Source organism: Micromonospora sp. NPDC002296 (assembly GCF_040296145.1).
GTDB lineage: Bacteria > Actinomycetota > Actinomycetes > Mycobacteriales > Micromonosporaceae > Micromonospora.
The window spans coordinates 147157-171373 of record NZ_JBEOWQ010000010.1 but is presented as its reverse complement, the minus strand read 5'-3'; the positions used below and the strand labels follow the sequence as shown (position 1 = coordinate 171373).

24 protein-coding genes and 6 pseudogenes are annotated in these 24217 nt (G+C 72.6%); 17 read left to right on the top strand and 13 right to left on the bottom strand.

Annotated elements, in window-relative coordinates:
* Positions 1-127: 127 nt before the first annotated feature.
* Entirely contained in the window at positions 128-2092 is a 1965-nt protein-coding gene (gene acs / locus ABT023_RS11780) for an acetate--CoA ligase (RefSeq protein ID WP_350884313.1), read from the bottom strand.
* A gap of 219 nt (positions 2093-2311) precedes the next feature.
* Here acs and ABT023_RS11775 point away from each other — a divergent pair, with 219 nt between their 5' ends.
* Positions 2312-3058 carry a Fic family protein gene (locus ABT023_RS11775; protein ID WP_350884311.1) on the top strand — a complete coding sequence of 249 codons (747 nt, stop codon included), beginning with the start codon at positions 2312-2314 and terminating at the stop codon, positions 3056-3058.
* Positions 3059-3116: 58 nt separating this feature from the next.
* Here ABT023_RS11775 and ABT023_RS11770 read toward each other — a convergent pair whose 3' ends face one another.
* From ABT023_RS11770 to ABT023_RS11735, 8 genes and pseudogenes are all read right to left on the bottom strand, one after another.
* Positions 3117-3749, bottom strand: a complete 633-nt coding sequence (locus ABT023_RS11770; RefSeq protein WP_350884309.1) for a TetR/AcrR family transcriptional regulator — start codon at positions 3747-3749, stop codon at positions 3117-3119.
* Between the two features lie 100 nt (positions 3750-3849).
* A pseudogene (locus ABT023_RS11765) lies at positions 3850-5092 on the bottom strand (methyltransferase); the annotation flags it as partial.
* Positions 5089-5985, bottom strand: coding sequence for a hypothetical protein (locus tag ABT023_RS11760; protein WP_350884305.1), 897 nt, complete (start codon positions 5983-5985; stop codon positions 5089-5091). The gene ABT023_RS11760 and the pseudogene ABT023_RS11765, both read right to left, overlap by 4 nt.
* A gap of 290 nt (positions 5986-6275) precedes the next feature.
* Positions 6276-7079: an HAD family hydrolase gene (locus ABT023_RS11755; protein WP_350884303.1), complete on the bottom strand. Its 804-nt coding sequence runs from the start codon at positions 7077-7079 to the stop codon at positions 6276-6278.
* Between the two features lie 265 nt (positions 7080-7344).
* Positions 7345-7680, bottom strand: coding sequence for a tyrosine-type recombinase/integrase (locus ABT023_RS11750; RefSeq protein WP_350884301.1), 336 nt, complete (start codon positions 7678-7680; stop codon positions 7345-7347).
* A 221-nt stretch (positions 7681-7901) separates the two neighbouring features.
* Positions 7902-8300, bottom strand: coding sequence for a VOC family protein (locus ABT023_RS11745; protein ID WP_350884299.1), 399 nt, complete (start codon positions 8298-8300; stop codon positions 7902-7904).
* 26 nt (positions 8301-8326) lie between these two features.
* Positions 8327-8597, bottom strand: a pseudogene (locus ABT023_RS11740) (helix-turn-helix domain-containing protein); the annotation flags it as partial.
* Between the two features lie 25 nt (positions 8598-8622).
* Positions 8623-8949, bottom strand: coding sequence for a hypothetical protein (locus ABT023_RS11735; protein WP_350884297.1), 327 nt, complete (start codon positions 8947-8949; stop codon positions 8623-8625).
* A gap of 199 nt (positions 8950-9148) precedes the next feature.
* Here ABT023_RS11735 and ABT023_RS11730 point away from each other — a divergent pair, with 199 nt between their 5' ends.
* The 4 genes and pseudogenes from ABT023_RS11730 (at position 9149) to ABT023_RS11720 (ending at position 10920) form a co-directional block, all read left to right on the top strand.
* A complete protein-coding gene (locus ABT023_RS11730; RefSeq protein WP_350884354.1) occupies positions 9149-9697 on the top strand; it encodes a carboxymuconolactone decarboxylase family protein in 549 nt (182 codons plus the stop codon).
* Between the two features lie 66 nt (positions 9698-9763).
* Positions 9764-9970 (top strand): annotated as a pseudogene (locus ABT023_RS29095) (carboxymuconolactone decarboxylase family protein); the annotation flags it as partial.
* 15 nt (positions 9971-9985) lie between these two features.
* Positions 9986-10318 carry a carboxymuconolactone decarboxylase family protein gene (locus ABT023_RS29090; protein WP_502890646.1) on the top strand — a complete coding sequence of 111 codons (333 nt, stop codon included), beginning with the start codon at positions 9986-9988 and terminating at the stop codon, positions 10316-10318.
* Positions 10319-10371: 53 nt separating this feature from the next.
* Positions 10372-10920: a carboxymuconolactone decarboxylase family protein gene (locus ABT023_RS11720; RefSeq protein ID WP_350884296.1), complete on the top strand. Its 549-nt coding sequence runs from the start codon at positions 10372-10374 to the stop codon at positions 10918-10920.
* 45 nt (positions 10921-10965) lie between these two features.
* Here the strand turns inward: ABT023_RS11720 and ABT023_RS11715 are convergent, their stop codons facing one another.
* Positions 10966-11718 (bottom strand): SDR family NAD(P)-dependent oxidoreductase, encoded by a 753-nt coding sequence (locus ABT023_RS11715; protein WP_350884350.1) that lies wholly within the window; start codon positions 11716-11718, stop codon positions 10966-10968.
* Between the two features lie 179 nt (positions 11719-11897).
* On the bottom strand, positions 11898-12119 hold the full coding sequence (locus ABT023_RS11710; RefSeq protein WP_350884294.1) for a helix-turn-helix transcriptional regulator: 222 nt from the start codon (positions 12117-12119) through the stop codon (positions 11898-11900).
* Positions 12120-12656: 537 nt separating this feature from the next.
* Here ABT023_RS11710 and ABT023_RS11705 point away from each other — a divergent pair.
* Positions 12657-12926 carry a hypothetical protein gene (locus ABT023_RS11705; RefSeq protein WP_502890652.1) on the top strand — a complete coding sequence of 90 codons (270 nt, stop codon included), beginning with the start codon at positions 12657-12659 and terminating at the stop codon, positions 12924-12926.
* Positions 12927-13072: 146 nt separating this feature from the next.
* Here the strand turns inward: ABT023_RS11705 and ABT023_RS11700 are convergent, their stop codons facing one another.
* Positions 13073-13957 (bottom strand): aminoglycoside phosphotransferase family protein, encoded by an 885-nt coding sequence (locus ABT023_RS11700; protein WP_350884292.1) that lies wholly within the window; start codon positions 13955-13957, stop codon positions 13073-13075.
* 82 nt (positions 13958-14039) lie between these two features.
* On the opposite strand from ABT023_RS11700, the pseudogene ABT023_RS11695 reads away from it, so the two are divergent.
* A pseudogene (locus ABT023_RS11695) lies at positions 14040-14243 on the top strand (hypothetical protein); the annotation flags it as partial.
* Here the strand turns inward: ABT023_RS11695 and ABT023_RS11690 are convergent.
* Complete coding sequence (locus ABT023_RS11690; protein ID WP_350884290.1) at positions 14206-15162, bottom strand: helix-turn-helix transcriptional regulator; 957 nt, start codon at positions 15160-15162, stop codon at positions 14206-14208. The pseudogene ABT023_RS11695 and the gene ABT023_RS11690 sit on opposite strands and share 38 nt — an antisense overlap.
* A gap of 74 nt (positions 15163-15236) precedes the next feature.
* On the opposite strand from ABT023_RS11690, the gene ABT023_RS11685 reads away from it, so the two are divergent.
* From ABT023_RS11685 to ABT023_RS11640, 10 genes and pseudogenes are all read left to right on the top strand, one after another.
* Positions 15237-16370 (top strand): epoxide hydrolase family protein, encoded by a 1134-nt coding sequence (locus ABT023_RS11685; protein WP_350884346.1) that lies wholly within the window; start codon positions 15237-15239, stop codon positions 16368-16370.
* Positions 16371-16448: 78 nt separating this feature from the next.
* A complete protein-coding gene (locus ABT023_RS11680; protein WP_350884288.1) occupies positions 16449-17156 on the top strand; it encodes an SAM-dependent methyltransferase in 708 nt (235 codons plus the stop codon).
* A 255-nt stretch (positions 17157-17411) separates the two neighbouring features.
* Positions 17412-18515, top strand: a complete 1104-nt coding sequence (gene ssd / locus ABT023_RS11675) for a septum site-determining protein Ssd (RefSeq protein ID WP_350884286.1) — start codon at positions 17412-17414, stop codon at positions 18513-18515.
* Positions 18512-19789 carry a TadA family conjugal transfer-associated ATPase gene (locus ABT023_RS11670; RefSeq protein ID WP_350884284.1) on the top strand — a complete coding sequence of 426 codons (1278 nt, stop codon included), beginning with the start codon at positions 18512-18514 and terminating at the stop codon, positions 19787-19789. The genes ssd and ABT023_RS11670 overlap by 4 nt, the downstream gene beginning before the upstream one ends.
* Before the next feature lie 686 nt (positions 19790-20475).
* Positions 20476-21258: pseudogene (locus ABT023_RS11665) on the top strand (hypothetical protein); the annotation flags it as partial.
* Positions 21258-21995, top strand: coding sequence for a type II secretion system F family protein (locus ABT023_RS11660; protein WP_350884282.1), 738 nt, complete (start codon positions 21258-21260; stop codon positions 21993-21995). The pseudogene ABT023_RS11665 and the gene ABT023_RS11660, both read left to right, overlap by 1 nt.
* A gap of 47 nt (positions 21996-22042) precedes the next feature.
* Positions 22043-22210 carry a DUF4244 domain-containing protein gene (locus ABT023_RS11655; protein ID WP_350884280.1) on the top strand — a complete coding sequence of 56 codons (168 nt, stop codon included), beginning with the start codon at positions 22043-22045 and terminating at the stop codon, positions 22208-22210.
* Between the two features lie 128 nt (positions 22211-22338).
* A complete protein-coding gene (locus ABT023_RS11650; RefSeq protein WP_350884344.1) occupies positions 22339-22656 on the top strand; it encodes a TadE family type IV pilus minor pilin in 318 nt (105 codons plus the stop codon).
* Positions 22653-23129: pseudogene (locus ABT023_RS11645) on the top strand (Rv3654c family TadE-like protein); the annotation flags it as partial. The gene ABT023_RS11650 and the pseudogene ABT023_RS11645, both read left to right, overlap by 4 nt.
* Positions 23130-23460: 331 nt before the next feature.
* Positions 23461-24075, top strand: coding sequence for a hypothetical protein (locus tag ABT023_RS11640; protein WP_350884278.1), 615 nt, complete (start codon positions 23461-23463; stop codon positions 24073-24075).
* Positions 24076-24217: the final 142 nt, after the last annotated feature.

Here is a 24217-nt window from a genome sequence, read left to right as displayed (position 1 = left end):
GGCCGGTGCGCCCTCCGCCGACCGACCGAGCGGGACGGCCGGGTGACCTGCTGTCGACGTACCCCGAGAAGACAGCGGTGGGTGACGGTCCGCGCGGACCGCCACCCACCGATGGGTACGCCTGTTGTCAGTCCTCGTCGGACTTGCCGCCGCCGATCCCGGAGGAGATCAGCTCCATCACCGAGGAGTCCTGGAGGGTGGTCACGTCGCCCAGCGACCGGTTCTCCGCCACGTCCCGCAGCAGCCGGCGCATGATCTTGCCGGAGCGGGTCTTCGGCAGCTCCGGCACCAGCAGGATCTGCCGCGGCTTCGCGATCGGGCCGAGGGTCTTCGCCACGTGGTTGCGCAGCTCGGCGATGAGCTTCTCGCCCGCCTCGCCGGTGGTGTCGGTGGTACCGCGCGGGATGGCGAACGCCACGATCGCCTGGCCGGTGGTCGGGTCGGTCGCGCCCACCACGGCCGCCTCCGCCACCGACGGGTGCGACACCAACGCCGACTCGACCTCCGTGGTGGAGATGTTGTGACCCGACACCAGCATCACGTCGTCCACCCGGCCGAGCAGCCAGATGTGCCCGTCGTCGTCCTTCTTCGCCCCGTCCCCGGCGAAGTACATGCCCTCGAACCGGGACCAGTACGTCTCGACGAACCGGTCGTCGTCGCCCCAGATGGTGCGCAGCATCGACGGCCACGGCTCGCGCAGCACCAGGTATCCGCCGCCGCCGTTCGGCACCGACTGGCCCTGGTCGTCCACCACGTCGGCCACGATGCCGGGCAGCGGGGTCATCGCCGAGCCTGGCTTGGTCTCGGTGACGCCCGGCAGCGGCGAGATCATGATCGCGCCGGTCTCGGTCTGCCACCAGGTGTCCACGATCGGCAGCTCGCCCCCGCCGACGTGCTGCCGGTACCACATCCACGCCTCGGGGTTGATCGGCTCGCCGACGCTGCCCAGCAGCCGCAGCGAGGACAGATCGAAGCCGGCGGGGATGTCATCGCCCCACTTCATCATCGTCCGGATCAGCGTCGGGGCGGTGTAGAGGATGCTGACCTGGTACTTGTCGACGATCTCCCAGAACCGGCCCTTGTGCGGGGTGTCCGGGGTGCCCTCGTACATGACCTGGGTGGCGCCGTTGGCCAGCGGGCCGTACACGATGTAGGAGTGGCCGGTCACCCAGCCGATGTCGGCGGTGCACCAGTAGACGTCCGTCTCCGGCTTCAGGTCGAACACCGCGTGCGCCGTGTACGACACCTGGGTCAGGTATCCGCCGGTGGTGTGCAGGATGCCCTTCGGCCGGGCCGTGGTGCCGCTGGTGTAGAGGATGAACAGCGGGTGCTCGGCGTCGAACGGCTCGGCGGCGTGCTCGGTCGACGCCTGCTCCACCGCCTCGTGCCACCACAGGTCCTTGGCCGTCCAGGCGACCTCCTCGCCGGTGCGGCGGACCACCAGCACGTGCTCCACCGACGGGCAGTTCGCCACCGCCTCGTCCACCGTCGGCTTCAGCGCCGACGGCTTGCCCCGGCGGTAGCCGCCGTCGGCGGTGATCACCACCTTGGCGGTGGCGTCCTGGATCCGGTTGGTCAGCGCGTCGGCGGAGAAGCCGCCGAAGACCACGCTGTGGGTGGCGCCGATCCGTGCGCAGGCCAGCATCGCCACCGCCGCCTCCGGGACCATCGGCAGGTAGATCGCCACCCGGTCGCCGGCGGTCACGCCCAGCTCGGTCAGCGCGTTCGCCGCCTGGCAGGTCAGCCGGTGCAGGTCCGCGTACGTGATGGTCCGGGTGTCGCCCGGCTCGCCCTCCCAGTGGATGGCCACCCGGTCGCCCCGGCCCGCCTCCACGTGCCGGTCCAGGCAGTTGTACGCCACGTTGAGCCGGCCGCCGACGAACCACTTCGCGAACGGCGGGTTCGACCAGTCGAGCACCTGGTCCCACTGCTTCGCCCAGGCCAGCCGCCCGGCCTGCTCCGCCCAGAAGGCGAGCCGGTCCCCGGCGGCCTCGGCGTACGCGTCGGCGGTGACGTTGGCGTTCGCGGCGAGTTCAGCCGGGGGCGCGAACTGCCTGGTCTCGTTCAGCAGATTGGCCAGTGCCTCGCTCATGCCGTGACTCCCTCATCGCATCCGTGACCTGCGTCCCTACCCCCGCAGAGGTTAGCCGGGGCGGTCGACGCCCGCGACAACTCCCGGAGCACACCCGCGCCGAGCGGCCCCCGCCGCGCGCCGAACTGCATGGAGTGGGGTGGGCGGGACCGGGTGGCGGGCGTCGCGTTGTCGGGCGGCTGCGGGCCGGACGCCCGGGCGGGTCGCTAGCGTGACGGGGTGACCACCGACCCGCTCGCCCCGCTGCTCGCGCTCGCCGACATCGCCCCCGCCGTCGAGCGGGCCCGCGACCGGGTCGACGAGGCGCTGCGGCACCGTGCGCTGCGCCGGCACGGCGGCCAGGTCGCGGCCGAGGTGAGCCTCCGTTGCGCCGTGGCCAGCGCCGCCCTGGAGGGGGCCGCCCACGACCGCGAGGCGGTCCGCGCCGGAACGGTCACCGACCCGGTGCTCCAGGGCGCGCTGCGGGTGGCCGGGGCGCTGCCCGGGCTGACCGAGCCCTGGCCGAGGGCCCCCCGGCAGGTCCTCGCCCGGCTGCACGTGCTCGCCGCCCGGGACGTCGTACCCGCCGACGAGCTGGGGCGGCCGGTGGCCGATCCGGTGGTCGGCGCCCGGCTGGACGCGCTGGCCGGGCTGGTCGCCGGCGGCACCGCCGTGCCCCCGCTGGTGCTCGCCGCCGTGGTGCACGGCGAGCTGCTGAACCTGCGCCCGTTCGCCGGGCCGTCCGGGGTCGTGGCCCGGGGCGCCGCCCGGCTGGTGCTGATGTCCACCGGCCTCGACCCGCGCGGGCTGGTCGGCACCGACGTCGGCCACCGCGAGCGCGAGCCGGAGTACGTCGGCGCGGCCGGAGCCTTCGCCACCGGCACCCCGGACGGGCTGCGCTCCTGGCTGCGGCACTACCTGACGGCGGTCGAGGTGGGTGCCGACCAGCTCACCGCCGTCGGCGACGAGATCCTCGCCGCCGCCTGAGCCGCGCCCTGTCGACGCCCGTGCCACCCGTGCCGGGTCCCGTCTCCCGGGCCGTGGCTCAGTCGCGCCGGGCCGCCCGGTTGACTTTGGCCTGGAGGGCCCGTCGGGCGATCGGCCCCAGGTCGTCCACGATCTCGATGAGCACCGCGAGCTGGTCGAGCGCGGACATCGCCCGCTCGGCCGCCGCCCGGTCCACCCCCTCGTAGAGCTCCAGCCCGATGAACGCGGCCGACACGGCCCGGGCCAGGCCGGGCACGTCCGCGATCTCCGCGAACGGGGATCCGGCGAGCAGGCGACCCAGGACGGCCTCGATCTCGTCCACCCAGAGCTGGAGCGCGCCGGCCGTCGGGGCGGCCAGCCGCTCGTCGGCCTGCGCCCCGGCGAGCATCTGGGCGAGGAAGGAGACGTTGCCCACTTCCCGCTCCTGCTCGTGCAGGGCGCTGCCGACGGCGAGCAGTTCACGCAGGGAGCCGACCCCGGCCAGCCGCGCCGACCAGTGCCCGACCCGCTCGGCCGTGCTGGCCCGGCACGCCGCCGCGAGCAGGTCGTCCACACTGCCGTAGTGGTAGAACACCAGCGCCTGGTTCACCCCCGCTGCGGCGGCGATCGTACGGGCCGAGACCCCGGCGATGCCGTGCTGGCGGATCGCGGCGATGGCGCCGTCCAGGAGGCGCTGCTTGGTGTCGGACATCCCTCTCCTCGCGTGCCGGCTCGTCCGGCTTCGGCTTCTCCCGTGCCGGCCTCTGCGGCTCGAGCTTCTCGCGTGCCCGCCTGCCCGGCTCGCCGGTCGGCGGCCGGACGCGGCGGTGCGATCATCGCATCGGTCACCAACTGCGCGAGCCAGGCGACCCCGGGCAGCCGCAGCGTCCAGCCGGCCAGCGCCCAGCCGAGGTGGACGTGTTCGAGCGCGCGGGCGACGGCGGCCACCCCCCGTTCCCGGTGGCCGTCACCGCCCGCGTACTCCGCCCGCCGCAGCACCCCGTCGTACGCCGAGGCGGGCCGGAGGACGAGGCCCACCGGGTGCCGGCGGGCGAGGAAGCGCCAGACCGCCGCGCACGGCCCGCAGTCGGCGTCGAGCCAGAGGACCGCAGGTGGCCCCGACACGTACGGCCGCCAGCACGGCCACCAGTTCCGGACCCGCCGTCGGTAGGCCCGCCGGCCCTCCGGGTACCGGCCGGCGAGGTCGTGCTCCTCGTGCGGCCCGGCCACCGCCGCCGCGAAGGCGACCGCCACCGCGCCCGCGCCGGCCAGCGCCAGGCTCCCGGTCAGTGCGGCGGTCAGCAGCACCAGGGCCACGCCGCCGAACTGCATCGGGTTGGCGAGGTAGGCGTACGGGCCGGTGGTGACCAGCCGCCGGGGCGGATCCCACGGGTACGGGGTGCCGCCGCCCCGGACCGCGAACTCCCGCACGGCGGCGAGCGCCGGCGTCGCCACCAGCAGGACGACCTGCCCGGCGAGCAGCAGCCGGGACGCGGGCAGCCCGGTGAGCCCGGCCCAGGAACCGTCGCCCAGTTCGAAGGCCAGCGTCGGCACGAACCACAACAGCAGGGCGGCGAAGAGGCCGACCTGGAGCAGCGCCCGGGCGGCCAGGTGCCGGCGGTCCGCGCACCACCGGCCGAGCAGCTGGGCGGGCAGGGCCACGGCGAGCAGCCCGGCAGCCTCCCCGACGAGCCAGTGCGGACCGAGGCGGACCAGCGGGTGCAGGGCGGGCATCGCCACGGCGTCGAACCAGAGCAGCAGGCCCAGCGCCAGCGGCAGCGGGAGGACCCTGCGCAGCAGCACCGGCAACGGGCCCCACAGGGCGGCCCAGCCGATCCACAGGTCCACCGGCAGCCCCCGGTACGCGCCCCGCACGGGTGCGAAGGTGTACCAGCCGGTGCGCCGGGCCGCCTCGTCGAGGGCCGCGATGCCGACGGCGCCGGCCACGAAGGCCAGCAGCGCCGCCGCCCGGGCGTCCCGGTCCCGCTCCAGCCGGGCGGCGGCGAGCACGGCCAGCAGGGGTACCGCCAGGCTCAGGTGGCGGGCGACCGTCATCGCAGGACCGTCATGTCCAGCAGGTGCCCGACCCCCTCGCCGAGCAGGACGTGCTGCACCGGGCCGAAGTACCAGGACGGGTCGAGGCCGCGCCGGTAGTCCACGCTGATCCGGACCTCGGTGTGCCCGGCGTCGACCGCCCGCCAGCGCAGGTCCGCACGCCGCCAGGTGAACCAGCGGGCGGTGATCGAGGTGTCCTCGACGAAGCGGAAGACGACCTGTTGTGGCCGGGCGGTCTCGACCTCGGTGAGCAGGTGCCCGCCCGGCCCGTGCGCGCTGCCGTGGTAGCCGAACATCCAGCGGTCGCCCACGGCCAGGCCGTCGCCGCTGACCTCGGTGGGTGTGGGCGCGCCCAGCAGCCGCAACGGCATGGACCGGACCGGGACGGGCCGGGGGCCGGCCGCGAGCCGCTCGGCGACCTGGTCGGCGGGCAGCGCCACCACCCGGACCACCTCGACCGACTGCTCCGGGTCCAGCCGTGGCCCGATCCCGCTGCCCTCCAGGCCGGGCAGGAGCAGCAGCGGCACGGCGAGGACCGCGTACGTCCGCGAGGCGTCCCGCAGCGCGCGGATCAGCGCGGTGGTGCCGTGCGCCACCGCGTACACCAGCGGGGCGGCCAGGATGACGCAGACCGCTCCCTCGTGCAGCGCCACCGCCGCCAGCAGCAGGGCGATCGTGGTGACCACGAAGACCCGGCCGTGCGCCGTCCGGCCAGGGGTGAGGGCCAGGGCGGCGGCGAGGATCACCGGGAGTGCCACGAACAGCAGGGCGCTGTCGGCCCGCCCAGCGCGGACCGTGACGAGGTAGACCACCAGCCCGAAGGCCGCGATCAGCCCGGCCAGCACCCAGTTGGCGGCGGTCCGCCGCGGTGGCCGTTCGCCCTGCTCCGACATGGCATCCTCCCCAATTTTGAGCGACTGCTCAAGCGGAGCATAGGCGGAATTGAGCGAACGCTCAATAGGAGTTTCGCCTGGGGGCTGAGGGTCGATCGCCCGGAACTGTGGTGTCGCTGGGGCGCGCAGCCGCCCTCGGGCGGGCCCGTCGCGCCCGGGACGAGGCGTCGCGCCCCCGTGGCGGAGTCAGGCGGCGGGGCGCGCGGAGAGGTGGCGTCAGGCGGCGGGGGCGCGCGGAGAGGTGGCCGGGCGCGGTGGACGCCGGTCGGTGAAGTGACCCCGGGCGTCGGTCAGGCGACCGGGGCGGTGCGGGTGCGGCGGTGCCGGCCGTACCAGGCGATGCCGATGGCCACCCCGACGCCGACGCCGAGGGCCGCCGCAGCGACCGGGACGGCGGGGCGTTCCCGCAGCCGGCGGCCCAGCGGGATCGGGTGCCGGAACTCCAGCACCGGCCAGGCGTTCTCGCTGGCCAGCTTGCGCAGCGCCCGGTCCGGGTTGACCACGCTCGGGTGGCCCACGCACTCCAGCAGCGGCCGGTCGCTCATCGAGTCGGAGTACGCGTACGAGTCGGCGAGGTCGTAGTCGCGCTCCCTGGCCAGCTCGCTGACCGCCTCGACCTTGCTCGGCCCGGCGGCGTAGAACTCCACCTCACCGCTGTAGCGGCCGTCCGCCACCGTCATCCGGGTGGCGATCACGTCGGTCACCCCGAGCAGTTCGCCTATCGGCCGGACCATCTCCTCGCCGGAGGCGGAGACCAGCACGACGTCCCGGCCGGCGGCCTGGTGCTCCTCGATGAGGGCCGCCGCCTCGGCGTACACGTAAGGGTTGATCAGCTCGTGCAGTGTCTCCGCGACGATCTGGCGGACCTGTTCCACCTGCCAGCCCTTGCAGAGCGCGGCGAGGTAGTCCCGGGTCCTGGCCATGGTCTGCTCGTCGGTGCCACCCAGCCGGAACATCAGCTGCGCGTACGCCGACTTGACCACGTCCCGCCGGGTGATCAGCCCATCCCGGTAGAACGGCCGACCGAACGCCAAGGCGCTCGACTTGGCGATGACGGTCTTGTCCAGATCGAAAAAAGCGGCACTTCGGCCCACGGCGCGAAAGTCTAGCCCGATGGACTATCGTCGGCGGGTCCCTGGGGTACGGACTCCGGCCCGACCTGGGGGCGACCCCTAGGACTGCTGCCCGTCAGTGACGGCGGTCACACTCTCCGAACACGATTTCGCACTGAGTGGAGTCAACACCACTCGACGTATACGGGTCTGCTCAGGCATGCTTGTGGTTGCGACGAGGACTCACGTGTCGTGCGAAGCAGGCCCTCGGCGGTTGCACCCCCCGTAACCGCTGAGCCGGTTCGGCTCAACCCCCCCGGAGCCGAACCGCCCGACGACCCCCGTCTCCCCCCGACGGGGGTCGTCCCTTTTCGAGGTGAACGCGCGACAGCAGGTCACAGGTCGGCTTCCTCCCATCAAGGTGGTCCGCAGACGGCGTTTCCTTGGCCGGAGGCAGCAGGGAGGCAGCAGATCCGTCGAACGCCTCCAGGACGCGAGCGGCGTAGTCGTCCGGAGTGTGGGTGTGCCGGTTGAGCGTCGTGGACGCCTGCTCGTGGCCCATGACCCGCTGCGCCAGGTTGATCGGGACGGCGTCGGTGACGAGCCAGGTGGCGTAGGCGTGCCGCAGGTCGTGAAATCGCATCCCGCCGAAAGCCTTGGCCGCCACGCAGGCGACAGCTTCCCGCTCGGTGGTGAACTCGGCCGACCACTCGACACCCTCCCGGTCGGGCCAGACAGCGCGGTACCGATGCGGGCCGGTGGCGATGATCTGGCCGAGCAGGCCGGCACGAACCAGCGAGGGCAGCCAGATCCGTCGACGGAAGTTCGACCCCAGCCGGTCAGGAGAGGATGGACGCCCGGCCGTCAGACGTCGGATTCGAGGGCGAAGGTGTTGCCGTCCGGATCCTGGAACCACGCGATACGTCCACCGCCGGCCCGAGCGGTGATTCCCTTGGCGTCATGTTCGAACTGGTCGTATCGGATGAACTCGACGCCGGACGAGACGAGCTCGCCAACGATCTGGTCGATGTCTTCGACGTACCATGTCGCCAGTGTCGCCGGGCTCTTTCCAGCAGTAACCGACTGGTACACGTTCAGTGCCGCCACGCCGCCGGAACCATAGACGCGGCTGCCATCGGCGATGTTGGCGCTGGGGCCCGACTGCAGCGCCTGTAGGCCCAATTGGCCTTCGTAGAACGCGACCGCCCGTTGTATGTCGGACACGGCGATCGAAGTTCTGAGGTGATACGTGCTCAACGGCATGAAGCACTGTCGCACACGTAGCGCACTGGAGTCAGGGCGAGCAGGGGTGCGAGGGTGTCGATGACCCGGTGGGCGGCGGAGTGCGACACCCCGAACAGCGGGCCGATCTGCCGCATTATCAGGTTCGTCCGCCAGTAGGTCGCGACCAGCAACACCCGATCGGCGAGGGCGAGCGACCACTGCCGGCCCCGGCCAACCACCAGCGATCGTGTCACCGCCCCGCTCGGCGACCAGCCGGATCACCCTGCGGAACTGGAAGACCTCGGGGCTTCGCCCCGAACCCCGGAGACCCCCCATGCCAGCTCGCGACTGTGCGACTTCCTCACCCCGGAAGCATCCAGCCACCGAATATGGAGAGCAAGACAAGACCGTCGCCGGTCCGCACCGTGATGTCGTCCTCCGGTCCCACGAAGATGGTGATTCCCTCGGCGATTGGTGTCCGGTCCAAGCCCTGCCCTTCCACCCAGCCAGAGCCGCTGAGCACGCACAGTGCCTCATGGTCCGTGAGTTCGACGTACCTCACGTAGCCATCGGGATCGAGCTTCAACATATTCACGGAAACGCCTGCCGGTACCTCGGTAACGCGGGTGATCGTCACACCACTCGCATGTTCGCCGCTCCAGCGCCGAGTCTGGTCCACCGTCGTCACGATTGACACCATGATCGGCAGTATGCGTGATTCCGAGGCCGTCACGGGTCATCCATGGGCCCGTAGCCGGGGCGCGTAGCGGTCACGAGCGGGCCCGAGAAGCAGCCGGCGCACACCCTTGAGATGCCACTGTGGACTCACTAGATTTGATCCTCAACCACGATCAGGGACCGGCTTCGAGATTCAGGAGAGTGACCCCATCGCATACATCGATCTAGGGGTGGATGAGACCGAGCTCCCAGGCGTCCGTGGGCCGCTGCGCTTCCGGCCGGAGACCGGTCGACCGTTGCTTGAGCTGGTCGAGGTGCTGCTGCGCGGGCCGCATTCGCTCACCCCCGGGGAACGGGAGCTGATCGCCGCGTACGTCTCCGGCCGCAACGAGTGCACCTACTGCTGCTCGGCGCACTCGGCGTACGCGGCGGCGCAGCTCGCCGAGGGCATGACCCTGGTCGACCAGGTGCGCGCCGACCTGGACAACGCCCCGATCTCCGCGAAGCTGCGCGCCCTGCTGCACATCGCCGGGGCCGTCCAGGTCAGTGGACGCGAGGTCACCCCCGAACTGGTTGCGACCGCCCGTGCCGAGGGTGCCACCGACCTGGAGATCCACGACACGGTGCTCATCGCGGCGGCCTTCTGCATGTTCAACCGGTACGTCGACGGCCTCGGCACCCAACCGGCGGCCGACCCCGGGTGGTACGAGCGGGCGTCGGGGCGCATCGTCAACGCAGGCTACCGGCAGGTCGTCTGACGACTCCGGCCGACGCCACCGGACCGAACCCCGCCCGCCCACGAGCAGAACCCGGAGCATCAGGTCATCGCACATATCGACCTTGGCCAGGACGAGCAGGTCTACCTGGGCATCCACGGCCTGATCCGTTACCGGCCGGAGACCGGCCGCCCCCTGCTGGCGCTGAACGAGGCGCTGCTGCGCGGGCCGCACCCGCTCACCCCCGGGGAACGGGAACTGATCGCCGCGTACGTCTCCGGCCGCAACGAGTGCCGGTTCTGCCAGGGCGCGCACTCGGCCTTCGCCGCCGTGCAGCTCGACGAGGGCATGACCCTGGTCGACCAGGTTCACGCCGACCTGGACAACGCCCCGATCTCTGCGAAGCTGCGCGCCCTGCTGCACATCGCCGGGGCCGTCCAGGTCAGCGGACGCGAGGTCACCCCCGAACTGGTCGAGGCCGCCCGTGCCGAGGGCGCCACCGACCTGGAGATCCACGACACGGTCCTGATCGCGGCGGCGTACTGCATGTTCAACCGGTACGTCGACGGCCTCGGCACGCTCGTACCCGACGACCAGGAGTGGTATCTGGGACCGGCCGGACGGGTCGCCAGCCATGGTTACCTGCCGGTGCTGGACCGCTGACCCGTACCGGTCACCCGAAGTTTCACCCGCTAGCCGAATAGGGGCGTGACGTCATGGCACACATCGACCTGGGCGTGGACGAGAACGAGTTTCCCGGGGTCCGGGGCCCGTTGAAGTACCGGCCGGTGACCGGCAAGCCGATGATGGAACTGGCCGAGACCCTGCTGCGTGGGCCGCTCAGCCTGTCGACGGCCGACCGCGAGCTGATCGCCTCGTACGTCTCCGGCCTGAACGAGTGCACCTACTGCTGCTCGGCGCACTCGGCGTTCGCCGCAGCCCTGCTCGACGAGGGCATGACCCTGGTCGACCAGGTACGCGCAGACCTGGACAACGCCCCGGTCAGTGCCAAGCTGCGCGCCCTGCTGCACATCGCCGGGGCCGTGCAGCACAGTGGGCGCAGCGTCACCCCCGAACTGGTCGGGGCGGCGCGCACCGAGGGCGCCACCGACGAGGAGATCCACGACACGGTGCTGATCGCGGCTGCCTTCTGCATGGTCAACCGGTACGTCGACGGCCTCGGCACGTTCGCCCCGAGCGATCCGAAGTACTACGACGAGACGGCCCAGCGGGTCATCAGCGTCGGCTACCGCAACACGGTCTGAACCGGATCTTCACCCGCGCGCCGCTTACCGACCGCGCCTCCATGGCTAGGTTGGGAACGGGCCACGTACAGTGACTCCTCCATCGACGACGAGACTCTGCCCGGTCACGTAGGCCGCAAGCGGAGAGGCCAGGTAGACAGCTGCCGCGGCGGCCTCATCAGGGATGCCGATTCGACCCATCGGAATCTCAGGGACTTCCGCGGTGCGCTGGGCGGAATTCGCCGCCGCCGTTGCGATGGCACCACAGGCCACGACGTTCATGCGGATGCCGTCGCCGGCGTACTCCGCAGCGACGGTCTTGGCGAGGCTGGCGAGCCCGGCCTTGGCAGCACCGTAGCCAGCCTGCATGGGCGCGGCCATGACGCCCGCGACGGACCCGACGCTGACGATGGACCCGCCGTCGCCTTGGGACAGGAAGGCACGGATGGCAGCCCGGGCCGCGCGCGCCACATAGCGAAGGTTCATCTCGTACGCCAGATCCCAGTCGTCGTCGTCCATCTCGTGCAGGCGCACCGCGGGTACGAACGCGACCTGCCCTCCGACGACGGTCACCAGTGTGTCGAGCCGACCGAACTCGCCGGTGGTGCGGGTGACGAACCCGTCCAGATCCGAGCGCGAGCGCACGTCACCGACGAGCGGAACCGCGCGGGCACCAGACTCGGTCAACTCATGAACGGCATCATGTGCCCGGTCCGGATCGACGTCGGCGACGGCGACGGCTGCGCCGGCCGCAGCGAAGGCACGTGAGATCGCGCGCCCGATGCCTTCGCCTCCACCTCCGATCACCAGGGTGCTCATGCCGTCCAGTGGTGCAGCGAAGGGGTTCATGGCCGGATCCTTCCATAGGGCCCGCGCCTGCTGGCCCTGCTGAACCAGGTCCCAGTACTGCGGCCCAGTGGGCTGCGCGACTGCCCTGCGGGCGGCCTCCGGCCCTTACTTCCACCCGATGCCGCCGCCTCCCGTACGGGGGCGTTTGGTCAGCCCGGGGCGTCCTCGTCTGCTGGCGGCCGGGGGCGGCGGTAGTCCCGGATGTACGCCTCGACGTCTGACCGCAGCCACACCGAGCCGACCGACAACGTCTGGAACGGGCGCGGGAAGTTCGGGTGCAGCGCGATGGCGCGGAACCTCGACCGGCCCACGCCCAGCATCTTCAGAATCTCGCCTGCGGCGACGAGTGGCCCCGGCACCTCATCGGTCATGTCAGCAAGGTAGAACAGCGCGTTCGCGCCATGGTTGACACGCGCAGCTTAACACGCTAAAGGACGCGCGATGCTATGCACGCGGCAAGCCAGGCGCGACATGGTTAACGTGCCAACATTGACACGGGGGTAATGGAGGGTGTGTGATCGGTGGCGCGGTACCCCCGGTCTGGTGGAGGCGGAGCCCGGCGGGCCGGGGTGCCGCAGAAAACCGGACCCCGTGGGAGGCATCGATGAGGTTGCACGACGCCCGGAACCTCGAACTCGTGAAGCTGCGCCAGGACTTTCGGTGGGACTCTTGCGTGTCGTGGCTCTGGAGGAGCAGGGACCGGCTTGACCTCACCCGCGCTGCTGGGTCTTGCCGGGCGGGGGCGAAGTGACCGCGCGTCGGCTGCCCCTGTTGATACGGGCCGCCTGGCACACGCTCGATTGGCACAGGCACCGCCGGTGCGCCGTTTGCGGCCCGAGCGGCTGGTGTCCGCTGGTTCGGGCGGCCAAGAACCGGATCACCGCCTGGCGTCGGTACGGCCCGCGCCGATGATCGAACTCAAGGCCGGCGACGTCCTGTACATAACCGCCGTATGCAGCGTCCAGTTCGTCAGGCCGATGATGTTCAGATTGATCAAGGTTCGGACTGACTTGATCACCTACGACGGCTGGGTTTGGCTCGACGGGTACCAGCTCGATGCCAAGGGCGAGGCCGTCGCCCGTCGGGAGATCTTCGTCCAGCCGGCGGGTTTGATCATGCAACGACGAATCGCCCCCGTCATGCAACCGAGGCGGCCCAGATCGCATATGCGGGCCTGAACGGGTGCGGGGGTACACCCGTACGGAGTCATTGAGCCTTTTCAAGCTGATCTTGCAGCTCAGGGTGGAGGCGGCGAGCCCGGAGATCGATGAAGGCGAGGCTCCAGGTAAGACAGCGGTCATGCTGCTCGCAGCGGCACCGCAGGTCAGTCGTGGCGGTGACGCACGATGTATTCGATGTAGCGGATCGTGTCCTCGCGGTTGTCCTCGCTGATCGAGTCCCACAGGTCCGCCAGCCAGTAGAGCGACCCCGACAGCATCCAGGCCCACCCCCGCACCCAGGTCGCCTCGTCGAACCCGAGCGCCTCCCGGTAGGCGGCCCGCGCGCGGGCATCGAACAGGCTCCAGCCCGGCCGCACCTCGACCGCCGGATCGCCGCGGCCGAGACTGCCGAAGTCGATCACCCCGGTGAGTCTGCCCCGGTCGACCAGCAGGTTGCCTTCCAGGAGATCACCGTGCAGCCATACCGGCGGTCCGGGCCACTCGTCCGCCGCCATCGCCTCGTCCCACGCTGCGGTCACCGCCCGCCCGTCGATCCGGTCGCCCAGCGCCGCGATCGACCGGCGGGTCAGCTCGTCCCGCTGCACCAGAGGTACGCCGCGCTGAATCCCCTCCTTGACCGGCCCGCCCATCGGGTCGATCGCGATCATCGCGCGCACGAAGCCGGCGAGGTCGACGGCGAGGTCGACGAGGTCCTGCCCGGCTCCCGGATTGCGGCCGTCCAGCCACGGGACGACCGTCCACGGCCACGGATAGTCCCCGCCCGGCCGGCCAACCGCGATCGGCACCGGCACCGACACCGGAAGATGCGGCGCCAGACGTGGCAGCCAGGTCGTGTCGGTCGCCACCTGGTCGACCGCCCACTGCGCCCGCGGCAGCCGTGCGGTCAGGGAATCACCCAGCCGGAACAGCGCGTTGTCGGTGCCGTTCAACGGCTGCGCAACGATCGGCAGGTCCGACCACTCGGGGAACTGCTCGTCGATCAGAGCGCGTACCTGCTCGACAACGACGACGATCTCTCCGGGTCGCATCGCGCGACCGTAGAACCCGCTCAATCATCCGTCAATCGAATTCGGACCACGCCGAACCGTGCGCCGGATCGACCGCTTGTAGAGGATCCGCGCTCGTGGCGAACGAGCCATTGCCGCTTTCAAGACCTGGAAGAACCTGGCCAAGCTGCGCTGCTGCCCCCGCCGCGCCACCGCAATCGTGCAGGCCATCCTCGTCCTGCACCACGTCGAAGCGAATCGCTACGCGGGGCCGGCCGCCACCACGCTGCTCAGTAGGCCTCGACAGCGTCGATCAGTCGGGCGGTGAGGCCTCGGACGTGTGTGATCAGCTCGGGTGGCTCGTGGATGCGGAAGCGGAAGCCGAACAGCGCGACGTAGACGGCGATCTCGTCCAGGGAGTCCGACCCGGTGTACAGCATGCAGGTATCCGGATCGATGGCTTCGATGACGCCGACGGTGGGCGCGATCCGCTCGGCGGCGGCCTCCGCCGAGGCGTACAAAGTGATTTTGGCCTGGTAGCGGTAGGAGGCGGTGGACGCGCCGTGGGTCAGGTACGTGGCGAAGTCGGCGGCGGGTGCCTGTCGTGGCGTGAATCGGGGTCCGGTCGGGATGCGCGGCTGGATCCGGTCGACACGGTAGGTGCGCCAGTCGCTTCGGTCGGTGTCCCAACCGATGAGGTACCAGCGTCGCCCGCTGTGGACGAGCCGGTGGGGTTCGGCGTCGCGTACCGACGAGGCGCCGTCGTGGCGACGGTAGTCGAAGCGGAGCCTCTGGTGGTCGCGGCAGGCTGTGGCGATGGCGACCAGCACGTCCGGGTCGACGGTGGGGCCGGTGGCGGGGACCGTGAGGGTGACCGAGTGCAGCAGGTTGACCCGGTGCCGTAGGCGCGACGGCAGGACCTGTTCGAGCTTGGCCAACGCGCGTAGCGAGGTGTCTTCGATGCCGGCGACTGTGCCGCCGGCGGCGGTGCGCAGCCCGATGGCGACAGCGACGGCCTCGTCGTCGTCGAGAAGCAGCGGCGGGAGCTTCGTTCCCGCGCCGAGCCGGTAACCGGCAGCGCCGGGGGTGGCGTGCACGGGGTAGTCGAGGTCACGCAGCTTCTGGATGTCGCGGCGCACAGTCCGTACGTCGATCTCAAGGCGCTGCGCCAGCTCGGCGCCGGACCACTCGCGGGGTGTCTGTAGCAGCCCGAGTAGCCGCAGCAACCGGGCGGAGGTTTCCAACATGGCCCGAGTCTGCCAGGAAGCTAGGACCAGAGCTGTCCTAGCTCGTCCGTAGTGTGATGTTCATGAGCGACCAAATCACCCCGTTCCGGATCGAAATTCCCCAGGACCGCCTCGACGACCTGCGCCAGCGGCTCGCCGCCACCCGTTGGCCGGACGAGTCGCCCGCCACGGGCTGGGAGGCCGGGGTGCCGCTGGGTTATCTGAGGGATCTGGCCGACTACTGGCGCACCGAGTACGACTGGCGCGCCCATGAGGCTCGGCTGAACGAGTTTCCCCAGTTCACGACCGAGATCGACGGACAGACCGTGCACTTCCTGCACGTTCGTTCGCCCGAGCCGGGAGCGGTGCCGCTCATCGTCACCCACGGCTGGCCCGGCTCGGTCGTGGAGTTCATGAACGTCATCGGCCCGCTGACCGATCCCGCCCGGTACGGTGGCGATCCCGCCGACGCCTTCCACGTCGTGGCCCCGTCCCTGCCCGGCTTCGGCTTCTCCACCCCGCTCGCCGCACCCGGATGGGGCACCAGCCGGGTGACCCAGGCATGGGCCGAGCTGATGAAGCGCCTCGGCTACGACCGCTACGGCGCCCAGGGCGGCGACACCGGAGCGATCATCACCCCGGAGCTCGGCCGAATCGACTTCGACCATGTGATCGGGGTGCACGTCAACAACCTGGGCACCTTCCCCTCCGGCGATCCGGCCGAGCTGGCCAGCCTCACCGAGGCCGACCAGGCCCGCCTCGCGTTCATGACGACCTGGGGCCGGGACATGTCCGGGTACGCCATCGTCCAGTCGACCCGGCCGCAGACGATCTCCTACGCCCTCACCGATTCGCCGGTCGGTCAGCTCGCGTGGATCGTCGAGAAGTTCAAGGAGTGGACCGACCCGAGCGCCGGCCTGCCCGAGGACGCCATCGACCGCGACCTGATCCTCACCGACGTCTCGGTGTACTGGCTGACCGGCACCGCCGGATCCGCCGCCCGGATCTACTACGAGGACGCCCGCACCTGGGGCCAGGCCAGTCCGAGGTCACCGGTCCCGACCGGGGTGGCGGTGTTCCCCAACGACATCACCCTCCGTCCCCTCGCCGAACGCGACCACAACGTGGTGCACTGGAGCGAATTCAGCCGTGGCGGCCACTTCGCCGCCCTGGAGGCACCCGACCTCCTGGTGGACGACGTGCGGAGGTTCTTCCGCCCGCTTCGCTGACACCCTGGCTGGAAGCGACGGCCGCGGCCGGGGCCTTCGACGTTCCCCGGGCAGTCGGGACACGCGTACCGTGTGCCGGTGACCGACCAGGACGCCAAGACGTACCTGGCCGCTGCCGCGGCCAACCTGACCTTCAACTCGCCGCTGAGCGAGGGTCGGGTGACTGACCTGATCCGACGGCTGGTTCCCACCGGGGCCGACTGGCGTGCCCTGGACCTGGGCTGCGGCAACGGCGAGTTGCTCCTGCGGCTGTGTGAGGCCCACGGCATCGCCGGCCACGGCGTCGATCGTGGCGAGGGCGTGGAACGGGCCCGGCGGCATGCGGCGGAGAGGGGAGCGTCCGCCCGGGTCACGTACCACAGCGCGGATGCCGCCACCTGGGACCGGCCCGCCGACCTCGTCGTCAACGTCGGAGCCAGCCAGATCTGGGGCGGTGCCGCGCACGCCCTCGCCGCGTTGCACCGTCTCACCGTGCCCGGCGGCAAGCTGCTGTTCGCCGATGGCTTCTACCAGGCCAGCCCCGGCGACCAGGTCCGGGAGACCTTCGGTGACCTGCCCGACCTGGCGACCCTGGCCCAACTCGCCGTGGACGCAGGGTTCCGGCCCCTGCATGTGTCCGTGTCCACCCTCGCCGAGTGGGACGACTTCGAGTCCGACTGGCGTGCCGGCATCGAACGCCTCGGCACACGGGAGGCGCGCGAGTTCGCTGATCAGCGGCGCGACGAATACCTCAACGGGTACCGCGACGTGGTCGGCTTCGGATGGCTGATCCTGGCACCTGCCTGACCACCGGCCGCCGATACCGAGCGACACGTGCCCTTGTCTTTCCGAGCCAACGATTTCGCCGGTGCGCCCGCTGGTCGGCGTTGATGCCCGCCCACCTGCTCCGGAGCGCACCGCCATAGCAGATCGACTCGTCTTCCGGGCGTTGTCCACAGCGGCCTCGGCTGTCCACAGGCGGGTGTGCACCACCGGCGGAGACTGCCGGGTTCCCGGCACGCTCTGCGGCAGCACCCCCGAGCCCGACTGCTGGAGGCCGCGATGCCACCCCGTACCTCGCTCCCACCGCGCCGGCGGCTCCCCCTGCTGGTGACCTCGGACGACGACCTCCTCGACGACCTGCTCCGGCTCGCCGCCGCCGGTGGCACCGAGGTCGAGGTGGCCGCCGACCCGGCCGCAGCCAGGTCCCGGTGGACACCGGCGCCGCTGGTGCTGGTCGGCGACGACCAGGCCCAGGCGTGCCTGCGGGCGCGACTACCACGCCGGCCACGGATGGTCCTGGTGGGCCGCTCCGGGCAGCTCGACCCCGGTTGGGAGATCGCCGAGCTGATCGGGGCCGAGCACGTCGCCGTCCTCCCGGCCGCCGAGCCGTGGCTGGTGGACCGGTTCGCCGAGTGCGCCCCGGACCGTGCCGGCGACGGCGTGGCCCGGGTGGTCGCGGTGCTCGGCGGGCGGGGTGGCGCCGGGGCGAGCGTCCTGGCGGGCGGGCTGGCCGTCACCGCCGCCCGGGCCCGGCTGCGCACCCTCCTCGTCGACGTCGACCCGCTCGGCGGTGGGCTGGACCTGGTGCTCGGCTGGGAGCAACTGGAGGGGCTGCGCTGGCCGGCGCTCACCGACGCCGACGGCCGGGTCGACCCGCCTGCCCTGGTCCGGGCCCTGCCCAGCCGGGGTGACCTGGTGGTGCTCTCGTGGGACCGGGGGGACCTGCTGGCCCTGCCCGCCCAGGCGATGGCGGCCACCCTGGAGGCGGCCCGCCGGGGGCGGGACTTCGTCGTGGCCGACGTGCCCCGGCACCTCGACGACCCGGCCGTGCTCGCGCTGCAGGCCGCCGACCAGGCATTTCTGGTCGTGCCGGCCGAGCTTCGAGCGACTGCGGCGGCGGCCCGGGTGGTCGCCGCCGCCGCGCCGCACTGCGCCCAGCTCTCCGTCGTCGTACGCGGACCGGCCCCGGGGCGACTGAAGGCCGTCGAGGTGGCCCGCGCCCTGGGGCTGCCGCTGGCCGGGACGCTGCGACCGGAGCCGGGCCTGTGCCGGGGGCTGGAACGGGGTGAGGCGCCCGCCGCCGACGGGCGTGGCCCGCTCGCCGCGCTCTGCCAGCGGATCGTCGGCGAACTGACCGGCCTGCCCGCCTCGGGCGCGGCATGACCGCGCCTCCTGGCGGCGAGGAGCTTTCGAGCCGGGTACGCCAGCGCTTCGCCGCCGCGGACACTCCGGTCACCCCGGCCGCCGTCGTCTCCGCCGTACGCGCCGAGCCCGCCGCGGCGGTCCTCGGCGACACCGCCGTCCTCCGGATCGCCGGCCGGGTGCACGACGACCTCGTCGGCGCGGGTCCGCTGTCGCCCCTGCTCGCTGACCCAGAGGTGACCGACGTGCTGGTCAACGGGAACCGGGTGTGGGTGGACCGGGGGCAGGGCCTGCGCCAGGTCGCTGTTCCGCTCGGCACGATCGACGACGTCCGCCGGCTGGCCCAGCGCCTCGCCGCCGGAGCCGGCCGCCGCCTGGACGACGGCTCTCCTTGTGCGGACGCGCGGCTGCCCGACGGGACCCGGCTGCACGCCGTGCTGCCCCCGGTCGCGACGGACGGGCCCTATCTGTCCCTGCGCACCTTCCGGCAGCGCCCGTTCACCCTCGACGACCTGGTCCGGCAGGGCACCGTGCCCCGGCCGGTCGCGCCGGTGCTGGCCGCCGTGGTGGCGGCCCGGCTCGCGTACCTGGTCGTCGGCGGCACCGGCTCCGGCAAGACGACGCTGCTCAACACGCTGCTGGGGCTGGTCCCGGGTACCGAGCGGATCGTCCTGGTCGAGGACGCCGCCGAGCTGCGGCCCGTACACCCGCACGTGGTCGGGTTGCAGGCCCGCACCTCCAACGTGGAGGGCTCCGGCGCGGTCGGGCTCAGCGACCTGGTCCGGCAGGCGTTGCGGATGCGGCCGGACCGGCTGGTCGTGGGGGAGTGCCGGGGCGGGGAGGTCGTCGACCTGCTGGCCGCCCTGAACACCGGTCACGACGGCGGGGCGGGGACGCTGCACGCGAACGCACCGTCCGACGTGCCGGCCCGGCTGGAGGCGCTCGGGATGCTGGGCGGGCTGCCCCGGGCCGCCCTGCACGCTCAGGTCGCCGCCGCGCTACAGGTGCTGCTCCAGGTCCGTCGGGGTGCCCGGGGCCGAGTGCTGGAGTCGGTCTGCCTGTTGCTCCCCGAGGGACCGGACCGCCTGATCACCGTCGTCCCCGCCTGGGTACGCGGCCACGGGCCGGGCCCCGCCGCAGCGGTCCTCGGCACGCTGCTGCGCGAGCGGGACGTGCCCGTCCCGCCCGTCCTCTGCGAGGTGTGGCCTGGCCACCCCGATCGGGATGGCCGCTCCCATCGGGGCGACCGGTTCGAGGTGCCGGGCGGCGGGTCCCGGCAGGGAGGATCCGAGTGACCAGGGCGGGTTGGCTGGTGGCGGCCCTTCTCGTCGTCGCCGCTGCGGCTGTGGCGTGGCCGCTGCGCAGCAGCCGGTCCCGGCGACGGCGACTGCTCGGTTCGCCTCCGGGCCGGCCGTCGTCACCCGTTGACCGGGCCGATCGTGTCGGTGCGGTACGTACCCCCACCGGGGATGCCGCGCCGAGCGCTGTCGGCGGGGCGTCGAACCGGCAGCGTGACCCCCGCGACGCCCGGGATCCCGGGCGGCACCCCCGGAACGGGGCGGTGCCGGGGGAACATGGCGGCCCGAGCCCTGCCCCGGGCAGGCCGCCCGGCCCGCGTCCGCTCTCCGGACCGTCCGGTGAGTCCCGCCCGCGCCCGCCATCCCGCCCGCGCGATGCCTCCGGCCCACGCCCCTTCTCCGGCGCGTCCCCGTTGTCCGGCCCGTCGGGGCCGTCCCCGAGGTCCGGCCCGTCCAGGCCGCCCGACCCGTTCGGTTGCGGCGGACGGTCTGGGCCGCCCGGTCGTCGTGACCCGCGCCGGCCCACCGCCACCCTGGACCGGTTCGAGGTCGCCCTGCCGGGGCAGCGAGGCTCGCTGTTGGCTTGGCTGCTCCCCGGTGCCGGGAACTGGCGTACCGGGTCGTCGCCGGGGTGGTTTCCCGCCGGCGCGGCGGGCAGCCGTCGGCCGGGGGTGCCCGGGTGGCTGTCCGCCTCGCCCCGGCGAAGCCTGCTGCTGGCGGGAGCGGTGGGCGCTGGGGCAGGTGGCCTGCTGGCCGGGCCCGTGGCCGCCGTGGTGGTCGGCACGTACGGGGCGTTGGCCGCGCGGGCGGTGCTGCGCAGAGGCCTCGCGCGTGCCGCTGAGCGCGCCCGACGGAACAGCCTGGACCAGCTCAGCGCCCTCGCCGCGGACCTGCGTGCCGGCGTGCCGGTGCTGACCGCAGCCGCCACCCTGACCGTTCGCCTGCCCTCGGCTGAGGTCGCCCCGACCGCCACCACCGTCCCACCGGTCGAGGTCGCGCTGACCGTCGGAGCCCCGCCGGTCCCCGATGGTGCGCCGGCCGCCTCCGGGACGGTGAACGATCCGGGGTTGATCCCCGGTCCGGCCCCGGACGCCGGCAGGCCGGCCGTTGCCGCGCCCGATCCGGACCGGCTGGGGCGGTTGGCCCAGGCGGCGATCCGGCTCGCGGACCGGACCGGTGCTCCGCTGGCCGACCTGCTGGAACGCGTCGAGGCCGACGCCCGAGCCACCGACCGAGGGCTGGCCGGCGCGGCGGCGCAGGCGGCCGGGGCCCGGGCCACCGCACTGCTGCTCGCGGCTCTGCCGCTCGGCGGCATCGGGCTCGGGTACGGGGTCGGCGTCGACCCGGTCGAGGTCCTGCTGCACACACCCGTCGGAGGCGGCTGCGCGATCGCGGCCGTCGTCCTCCAGTCGGCCGGGCTGCTCTGGACGGAGCGCCTCGGCGCGGTGCCGGACGGGAGCCGCTGATGACCCTGCAGACGGTGGCGGCCGGTTGCCTCGTCGCGGCGGCGGCGCTCGCCCTCTCCGTCGGCTCGCAAGCGGGCACCACCCGTCGCCTGCGTGGCCTGCAGGGGCGGGCCGGGTCGACCGCGCAGTCGAGACCGGCGTGGTGGCCCGACCGGATCCGGCTCGGGGCGGGCCTCGCCGGGGTGGCGACCGTCGTGGTCATCGGTGGCTGGTCCGGGTTCCTGGGTGGCGCCGTCGTCGCCGTCGCGGCGGACCGGGGTCTGCGCCGGATCGAGCCCCCCGCCGTCCGGGAGCGGCGGCTCCGGGAGGCCGCCGACCTGCCTCTAGCGGCGGACCTGCTCGCGGCCGCGTTGCGGGCCGGCGCGCCGGTGGACCGTTCCGTGCTGGCGGTCGCGGAGTCGCTCGGCGGCCCGTTGGCCGACCGCCTGGGCCGGGTCGGCCGGACCCTGCTGCTCGGTGGCGGCCCCGAGGAGGCCTGGGCGCACCTCGTTCCGGTGCCGGGTGCCGAGCGGCTGGCCGGTGCCGCGCTGCGCTCGTCGAGCAGCGGCGCGGCGTTGGCCGGCGCGCTGACCCGCCTCGCCGACGACCTGCGCGCCGACCGGTCCACCGCCGCCGAGGCGTCTGCTCGTCGGGCCGGGGTCCTCATCGTGTTGCCGCTGGGGCTCTGCTTCCTGCCGGCCTTCATTCTCGCCGGCCTGGTGCCGGTGATCGTCGCCGTCCTCGGCGACGTCCTGTGAGCGCCGCCGGTCGCCCGGCCGACGGCGAACGTTCAGAAGGGAAGAGCATGCGCATGATCCTCAATCGCCTGCGAGGCGATGCCGGGATGAACACCGCCGAGTACGCGGTCGGCACCCTTGCCGCCGTCGCGTTCGCCGGCATCCTGCTCAAGGTGCTGACGTCGGGCAACGTGCAGTCCGCGCTGACCGCCGTCATCGACCGGGCGCTGAAGTGACCGACCGCCGGCAGGCGAGGGGTGAGCGGCGAGTGCCCGGGCGACGGCCGGGGCCGGCTCGGCCGACCGCGTCGGCGCGGCCGTGTTCGTCCCGGTCGCCACGGGACCGCGGGTCGTTCACGGCCGAACTGGCCGCCGGCCTGCCGGCGTTGCTGCTGCTCCTGCTGGCCGGGCTCACCGCCGTCAACGCGGTCGTGACGAAGGCGGCCTGCCTGGGAGCGGCCCGGGAGGCGGCGTTGGCCGCCTCCCGGGGCCAGCCCGGAGGTGCGGCGGGAGCCGCAGCGGCCCCGGCGGGGGCCGAGGTCTCGGTCGTGGGCAACGGCGATCGGGTCACCGCGACGGTACGGGCACCGGTACGTGCCCTCGGTGCCCGCCTGCCCCGGATAACCGTGACCGCCACCGCGGTCGCCGCCGTCGAGCCGGGCACCCCGGGACCGCAACCGTGACGGCCCGCGCAGACCACTGCGGTCGGGGGCATCGGGCCGGGAATGCCCGCGAACACCACGGCGGGCGCGGGCATCGGGCCCGGCGTCCTGGAAGTTCCGGCGTTCGGTGGCGAGGTGCCGGCACGCTCCGGGCTGGGCGCGAGCGGGGCGGGGCGACGGTGTGCCTGCTCGCGGTCGGGCTGGTGTTCGTCGTGGTGGGCCTGTTCGGGGCGGCGGTCGGTGCGGCGCGGGTCGCCCGGCAACAGGCCCGGGTTGCGGCGGACTTCGGCGCGCTCGCCGGGGCGGGTCGGACCCTGGCCGGTGAACAGGTCGCCTGCGCGTCCGCCGACGAGGTCGTACGGGCCAACGGGGCGCGGCTGACCGGCTGTCGGCTGGACGGGCCGGACGCCGTGGTGACGGCGGAGGTGACGGTTACCCCGGCACCCGGCCTCACCCGGGTCGCCACGGTGACCTCCCGTGCCGGACCGGCACGGGCTGACGCCGACGGCGTGGTCGCGATGGGCCCGGATGCCCAAGCCCGCAGAACTGCCGGCGGGAGATGGCTCCGATGGGTTGCCGACCTCAGTCCTTCATGACGTGAGCGCATCGGCGCGTCGAGATCGGGTTGCCAGACCCACCCGACGGGCCGTGGCGCGAGCTGGCCGATGCTCCGCCTGGACGGCTCAGCTGACGCTTCCGGGAAGGCTCCTCCGACGAGCCGCCGCCTATCCTGGCCTGACCGGCCGACTCCCGCGCGGCACACACTGGCGTAAGGGCGGTTGGGTGACTTCCACGAGGTCGAGCATCCCTGCGACGTTTCTGATCGTGTTGATGTTTCCGTCGCTGTATCTCGTCCTTACGGCGCTCGGGTGGAGCACCGACGCGGCCAAGAAGTCGACCCAGGTGGCCGCGGCCGTTGTCGGCGCGCTCGTGGTGATCAGGCGGAATCGAGGCATGAGCCCATCGGGCGAAGCGCCGGGTCACGGTGCTCCCCGGATCCTCCTGCGCGCCGTTCTCCTGACCGTGGCGGTCTACCTCGCGGTCGCCGTCGTGACCGGGGTGGTCTCGGGCTTCGAGCCGATTGAGGCGACAGGCGACGAAGAGCAACTTTTCGACGACCGGATGGAGATGGTGGTCGGGCTGCCGGTGACGATGCTTGTCGTTCACGTCATGGGCATTTGGTCCGTACGGTTCCTTCCCGTCCAGCGTGCCCTCGTGTGGTTGGCCCTCGTGGTGGTGGCCAGCCGTGTCGTGGCCCTGTCGATGTATCCGCTCGGGGCGGCCTTCGGACGAGCCCACGGCCTGCCCGTTCCCGCCTTCCATGAGGCGCTGGTCGCGCAGGCCCTCCTCGGAGTATTGATCTTCTGTTTTTTGGCCCTCGGTAACCTGGGCGTCCGTACGCGGACTCACGCCGCTGGGCTCGGCGCACCACGGCCTTGAGCGTCTGGTACTGCCGGCTCGACGCAGACCAGCCCCCGGTTCCCGCTCGTCGGTCACCGCACCGGGATTGACCGACGTAGGTCTGCTGCCGGTACGCCTCCCCGGCCGCGACGTCCGGTGCTGCCGGCGGGCAGAAGCTCGA

Bases quoted from the DNA above. Each gene is read 5' to 3' on its own strand.
- ABT023_RS11655 (WP_350884280.1), top strand. From the start codon at position 22,043: ATGCGCATGATCCTCAATCGCCTGCGAGGCGATGCCGGGATGAACACC.
- ABT023_RS11705 (WP_502890652.1), top strand. From the start codon at position 12,657: ATGATCGAACTCAAGGCCGGCGACGTCCTGTACATAACCGCCGTATGC.
- ABT023_RS11700 (WP_350884292.1), bottom strand. From the start codon at position 13,957: ATGCGACCCGGAGAGATCGTCGTCGTTGTCGAGCAGGTACGCGCTCTG.
- ABT023_RS11760 (WP_350884305.1), bottom strand. From the start codon at position 5,985: ATGTCGGAGCAGGGCGAACGGCCACCGCGGCGGACCGCCGCCAACTGG.
- acs (WP_350884313.1), bottom strand. From the start codon at position 2,092: ATGAGCGAGGCACTGGCCAATCTGCTGAACGAGACCAGGCAGTTCGCG.
- ABT023_RS11720 (WP_350884296.1), top strand. From the start codon at position 10,372: ATGGCACACATCGACCTGGGCGTGGACGAGAACGAGTTTCCCGGGGTC.
- ABT023_RS11750 (WP_350884301.1), bottom strand. From the start codon at position 7,680: ATGCGATTTCACGACCTGCGGCACGCCTACGCCACCTGGCTCGTCACC.
- ABT023_RS11710 (WP_350884294.1), bottom strand. From the start codon at position 12,119: ATGACCGATGAGGTGCCGGGGCCACTCGTCGCCGCAGGCGAGATTCTG.
- ABT023_RS11770 (WP_350884309.1), bottom strand. From the start codon at position 3,749: ATGTCCGACACCAAGCAGCGCCTCCTGGACGGCGCCATCGCCGCGATC.
- ABT023_RS11745 (WP_350884299.1), bottom strand. From the start codon at position 8,300: ATGCCGTTGAGCACGTATCACCTCAGAACTTCGATCGCCGTGTCCGAC.
- ABT023_RS11690 (WP_350884290.1), bottom strand. From the start codon at position 15,162: ATGTTGGAAACCTCCGCCCGGTTGCTGCGGCTACTCGGGCTGCTACAG.
- ABT023_RS11660 (WP_350884282.1), top strand. From the start codon at position 21,258: ATGACCCTGCAGACGGTGGCGGCCGGTTGCCTCGTCGCGGCGGCGGCG.
- ssd (WP_350884286.1), top strand. From the start codon at position 17,412: ATGCCACCCCGTACCTCGCTCCCACCGCGCCGGCGGCTCCCCCTGCTG.
- ABT023_RS11715 (WP_350884350.1), bottom strand. From the start codon at position 11,718: ATGAGCACCCTGGTGATCGGAGGTGGAGGCGAAGGCATCGGGCGCGCG.
- ABT023_RS11670 (WP_350884284.1), top strand. From the start codon at position 18,512: ATGACCGCGCCTCCTGGCGGCGAGGAGCTTTCGAGCCGGGTACGCCAG.